This window comes from Burkholderiales bacterium (genome assembly GCA_013695435.1).
Classification (GTDB): Bacteria; Pseudomonadota; Gammaproteobacteria; order Burkholderiales; family JACMKV01; genus JACMKV01.
Genome location: JACDAM010000283.1, coordinates 1 through 5,097 on the forward strand (window position 1 = coordinate 1; position 5,097 = coordinate 5,097).

Consider the following 5,097-nt stretch of genomic DNA (forward strand, 5'->3'; position numbering starts at 1 on the left):
GTGAGCCGTACCCGAGCCGCTTTGTCGGCTCGGCTCGATCCGCCGAACAGGAACACGGCAGGGGTGCCGAGCGATACCGAAACGATAGGCGCGTCGAAGTCGCGTTCGTCCTTGTCTTGATGCAGCGACAGCTTCGCGCCCGGCTCATAGCGATTGATCAGGCAGGCGTCCGGTACGAATCCGTGGAAGCCCGCTTGCGCCGCTGCGTCCCCGGCGAGCTGCAGAAATTCATCCGGCATGCGCGGCCAGTTGCGGCCGCTTTCCGGATCCACAGCATCGTAGCGATAGCCCGTCTTATCCGTGACCCAGCCCAACGCGCCGCAATTCGTCATCGCGACCGACATGCGGAAGCCGCCCGGCGTAATCATGTGGCGCAGCCGGGCCTGCGCAATCACATCATGAAGTGCAGCCAGGAGCGCCGCTTCGTCGGGTGACGCGAAGCCGCGCAATACCCACGCGCCCGGTCCCAACCGCTTGCGCCGCGATTCGGTTTCAGTCTCGACATCGAACAGGTCCGCCGTCATCGAGTTCGCTCAGGCCGCATCATGAAAAATGATGCCGAGCGTATGCCGATGCCCCGAGCGCACGCGACTAACGCCGTGCCGGAGATTGACGCGATACACGCCGCGCGCGCCCTGCACGGGACGCTGACTGACGGCGAAAATCACCGCGTCACCCTGCCGCATCGGCACGACTTCCGGCCGCGACTGCATGCGCGTGCGTTGCTCGGTCATCACGAATTCGCCGCCCGTGAAATCGCGTTCGGGTTCGGACAGCAGAATCGTGAGCTGCAGCGGGAAGACGTGCTCGCCGTATAGATCCTGATGCAGGCAGTTGTAGTCACCCGCGCCGTACTGCAATAGAAGCGGCGTCGGCCGGGTCTGGCCTGCGACATGGCAGCGCGCGATAAAATCCGCATGCTTCTCCGGATATTGCACGTCGATACCCATCGCTGCGTTCCAGCGGTTGGCGATCGGCGCCAGATGCGGGTAGATCGCTGTGCGCAGTCCCGCCACGAGTTCGGGCAGCGGGTAGCTGAAGTACTTGTATTCGCCACGCCCGAAGCCGTGGCGCGCCATTACCACCCGGCTTCGGAAATTTTCGTCCATCGAATACGACGCGGCCAAGGCGCGGCACGAGGCCGCGGAGATCAGGCGTTCGATCATCGCGCTGCCCTGGGCATCGAGATCTTGCGACAGCCGCTCCCAGTCGATCGCCTCGACGCTCTGCGCCACATCCTTTGACGAGGTGATTTCTGTCGGCGCGGTAACCGCTGTGTTGCTGTCTCGCGCAGTCATGCCGCCCCACCGAAGAGCCGCTTCAAGGGGCAGCGAATGAGGTGAGCGTGCGCGTTCATACATTTGCCTCCCGGTCGAGCAGCGCGCGTTTGCGTTCGACGCCCCAGCGATAACCCGATAATGCGCCATCGTTGCGCACGACTCTATGGCAAGGGATTGCCACGGCCAAGGCGTTCGCGCCGCAAGCCTGGGCAACAGCGCGGACGGACTTCGGCGCACCAATGCGGCTGGCGATTTCGGCATAGCTCGCCGTGCTGCCAGCCGGAATCTCACGCAGCGCTTGCCAGACGCGCTGCTGAAACGCGGTGCCGCGCACATCGAGCGGCAAATCAAGTCCCAGCCCCGGCGCTTCGACGAAACCCACCACTTTCGCCACAAGTTGCTCGAACCCGGAATCGCCGCCAACCAGATTGGCGCGCGGGAATCGATCCTGCAGGTCGCGCGCGAGCGTATCGGGGTCGTCGCCCATGAAAATCGCGCAGACGCCGCGATCGCTTTGCGCGACCAGAATCGAACCGAGCGAGCACTCGCCGATGGCGAAGCGAATTTCGGTATTCGCGCCGCCCGCGCGATAGTTCATCGGCGTCATGCCCAGCATCTGATTCGAGCTTTCATAGAAGCGTCCGCTAGAGTTGTAGCCGGCGCCGTAGATCGCGTCGGTCACCGTGGTGGTGCTATCGAGTTCCGCTCTGACGCGCCTGGCGCGATGCGCGGCGGCGTAGGTCCTGGGCGTCAAACCCGTCGCAGCCTTGAACACGCGATGCAGATGATAGGTACTCAAGCCCGCATGTCTGGCCAATTCTTCGAGGCTGGGGACTTGCCCGGCACTCTCGATCCATCGGCATAGCTCGGCGATCTTGGCAGCGTGCTGCTCAGCCAGCGGCGGCTGATCCGGCTTGCATCGCTTGCACGGGCGAAAACCCGCGCGTTCGGCGTCGGCAGCGGTCAGGTGGAACGCGATGTTTTCGGGCCGCGCCGGACGTGAGGCGCACGACGGGCGGCAGTACACGCCGGTCGTCCTGACCGAGTAGAAAAACTTGCCGTCCGCTCGCGGATCGCGCGCGACCACAGCCGCCCAACGCGGATCGCCGATCGTAGCTGCTGCACGGGTTTCAATGTTCGTAAAAGTGTTCATTTGCGTTCCCTCAACCGTTTTCAGTTCGATGGTTGAAGTTTAGACATCGCCGGGAAGCGCCGCACTCCGCGTCTTGCTTTTGAATTCCTACTTGGTGGTGCCGGGAAGCACACGCGGAAAGAGCTCCGAGATCGTTCGCAGGCGTGGCAATGTCGATCGGTTGCGCTCACTGTCTAAGCGGCAGCAGCAGCGCTTGCACGGAAAAGCCGGTAACCAACGCGGTGCCGGCCAGAATGACGAGCGAGCCGGTCAGCGTGTGCCAACCTGGCTGTTCGCCAAGAAACACCGTTCCCCACAGGACGCCAAACACCGGAATCAAGAACGTCACAGTCAGGGCCGAGGTGGCGCCGACATTTTCGATCAATCTGAAATAAAGCAGGTAGGCGATGCCACTGCTCACTATACCGAGCGCAGCGGTGGCGACCCAAACTCCAGGGCTCGCCTGCGGCATCGGCAGTGATTGGGTCAGCGGCAAAATCGGCGCGGCCAGCAAAGCTGCCGCCCACATACTGCCTTGCGCGGCTGCCAGTGGGGGCGGCGGATTGACGATGGTTTTGGTATAGACGCTGGCGACGCCATAGCACAGCGCACCCGCCAGCGCTGCCCCGACCGCCAGCTTCGATTGCAACGCGTGCTCGTCATAGCCGACCAGAATGGCGACGCCACATACCCCTGCCAGCAAACCGCACAGCGCCCGCAAAGACAGGGATTCGCGCAGCCAGACGGCGGCGACGAGCGCGGCGAAGACCGGTGCCATCGCATTCATGATCGACAACAGTGATGCGCTCAAGCGAGTCGCCGCGAACGACAGCAGCAGAAACGGCAGCGCCGAGTTGAGCAGACCCAACACCAGATACACGCGCCAGCGCGTGTGCGCCTGCAGCGGCTGCCGCCACGCCCAAGCGACGAGCCCAAGGAAGGCTGCGGCGAACAAAAGCCGCAGTTCGGTCAACAGCGCCGGGCCGAGTACCGGAGCGGCGATGCGCATGAACAGAAACGATGCGCCCCAGATTGCGGCGAGCGCAAAGAGCTGAATCAGATTGGCGGGAGTCATGGAGCCAACGGGGAAGCACGGTTGCTTATGTCTGCGATAGTGAGGCGCGTGATTGGCTGACGATTCGTGCTTCCTATCGCCATTCGCTTCCCCAAAAAAAGAAAGGCCGGCAGTCACGCCGGCCTTGAATTCCAGCACGCCTTTCAGGCAGGTTGCAGCAGCTTCTGCAATTCACCGTTTTGATACATCTCGGTCAGAATGTCCGAGCCGCCGATGAATTCGCCGTGGACGTAAAGCTGCGGAATGGTCGGCCAGTTCGCGTAAGTCTTGATGCCTTGGCGAATGTCGGCATTGGACAGCACGTCGACGGTAAACGGCGCATCAACGCCGCACGCGCGCAGAATTTTTATGGCATTGGCCGAGAAACCGCATTGCGGAAATTGCGGCGAGCCTTTCATGTACAACACGACCGGATGGGTTTCGATCTGGTTTTTGATGACATCTTGCACGTCCATGACTGCTCCTGAAAACCTGAAATAGTGGAATGCGGAAGGTTAGACCACGGGGAGATCGACTGCAACCAGGCTGGGGTCAGTCGACGGAACCCCTTTTGGCACGAGCACTCACGACTTCGTCACGTCCAACTTCGACCGCCGGCGAGGCGCGGAATTCCGGCCAGATCGCGGCGGGAAAGAATATCGACGTAAGCGGCCGCTTGCAATAACGCGCAGCAAGCGTCGGCCTGGTCATAACCGTGCTCGAACAACAGCCAGCCGCCGGGCTTCAGGTATTCGCGCGCATGAGCGACGATATGACGGATGCAGCGCAAACCGTCGCCGCCGCCGATCAGCGCCGAGCGGGGTTCGAAGCGTACGTCGCCTTGTTCGAGGTGGGGGTCGTTGGCGGCGACGTAGGGCGGATTGGCGACGATCAGATCGAAGCGTAGGCTGCCCAGTTCGCTGAACCACTCGCTTTCGAGAAAGCGGATTTGACCTCGACGGGGGAGGGCCAGGGTGGGGGTGGACGGCAGTAAACGTCGCGCATTGCTTGCTGCCACGCGCAGCGCATCTGCGGATTCGTCCGTTGCAACCAGGTCGAGCAGTGGGCGCCGCGCGGCCAGCGTAATGGCGATCGCGCCGCTGCCTGTGCCGAGATCGAGCACGCTGCGGAGCGCGTCTTCCGGCAAATGCAGAAGTGCGAGTTCGACCAGCAATTCAGTCTCGGGGCGCGGGATCAGCACATCGGGCGTCACCGTAAAGCTCAAACCGAAAAATTCGCGCTCGCCGATCAAATACGCGACTGGTTCGCCGGCTTCCCTGCGGCGCAACAGAAGCTCGAATCCGGCTAATTCCGTGACCGTCAGCAGGTATTCCGGATGTGCGATGAGCTGCGCATGGCTTCGGCGCAGCACGCGCTGCATGAGGAGGCGGGCGTCGATCGGTGCGACGCGCTTGTTTGCGCACTTCAGCGCATCGCCGACGGCAGTGTTTGCAGGAACAGCGTTTGGGACTGGCTTGCCGCGTGCGCGGCCCGAGACTGGATTCCCTGAATTCACGAAACAAGTGCAACACCCGTATAAGGTGTTGCCATGGCAACCCGATATGAACAACTTACCTTAGCCGAGCGCATTGAACTCTACCGTCTGTATAAACAAGGTGAACCGATGAGAG

General features: G+C 62.2%; 6 protein-coding genes. All 6 read right to left on the reverse strand.

The window, feature by feature from the left end; all coding sequences use genetic code 11:
- Window positions 1-524, reverse strand: a 524-nt coding sequence (alkB, locus tag H0V78_13835; GenBank protein MBA2352817.1) for a DNA oxidative demethylase AlkB, incomplete at its 3' end; no start/stop codon positions are given.
- 9 nt (window positions 525-533) lie between these two features.
- Window positions 534-1,298 carry a 2OG-Fe(II) oxygenase gene (locus H0V78_13840; protein ID MBA2352818.1) on the reverse strand — a complete coding sequence of 255 codons (765 nt, stop codon included), beginning with the start codon at window positions 1,296-1,298 and terminating at the stop codon, window positions 534-536.
- Window positions 1,299-1,353: 55 nt separating this feature from the next.
- Complete coding sequence (ada, locus tag H0V78_13845; protein ID MBA2352819.1) at window positions 1,354-2,433, reverse strand: bifunctional DNA-binding transcriptional regulator/O6-methylguanine-DNA methyltransferase Ada; 1,080 nt, start codon at window positions 2,431-2,433, stop codon at window positions 1,354-1,356.
- A gap of 166 nt (window positions 2,434-2,599) precedes the next feature.
- On the reverse strand, window positions 2,600-3,487 hold the full coding sequence (locus H0V78_13850; GenBank protein MBA2352820.1) for an EamA family transporter: 888 nt from the start codon (window positions 3,485-3,487) through the stop codon (window positions 2,600-2,602).
- 143 nt (window positions 3,488-3,630) lie between these two features.
- Window positions 3,631-3,942 (reverse strand): Grx4 family monothiol glutaredoxin, encoded by a 312-nt coding sequence (gene grxD, locus H0V78_13855; GenBank protein ID MBA2352821.1) that lies wholly within the window; start codon window positions 3,940-3,942, stop codon window positions 3,631-3,633.
- Between the two features lie 119 nt (window positions 3,943-4,061).
- On the reverse strand, window positions 4,062-4,982 hold the full coding sequence (gene prmC / locus H0V78_13860; protein MBA2352822.1) for a peptide chain release factor N(5)-glutamine methyltransferase: 921 nt from the start codon (window positions 4,980-4,982) through the stop codon (window positions 4,062-4,064).
- Window positions 4,983-5,097: the final 115 nt, after the last annotated feature.

Coding starts and splice junctions, on each gene's coding strand:
- H0V78_13840 (MBA2352818.1), bottom strand. CDS start 1,298: ATGACTGCGCGAGACAGCAACACAGCGGTTACCGCGCCGACAGAAATC.
- ada (MBA2352819.1), bottom strand. CDS start 2,433: ATGAACACTTTTACGAACATTGAAACCCGTGCAGCAGCTACGATCGGC.
- H0V78_13850 (MBA2352820.1), bottom strand. CDS start 3,487: ATGACTCCCGCCAATCTGATTCAGCTCTTTGCGCTCGCCGCAATCTGG.
- grxD (MBA2352821.1), bottom strand. CDS start 3,942: ATGGACGTGCAAGATGTCATCAAAAACCAGATCGAAACCCATCCGGTC.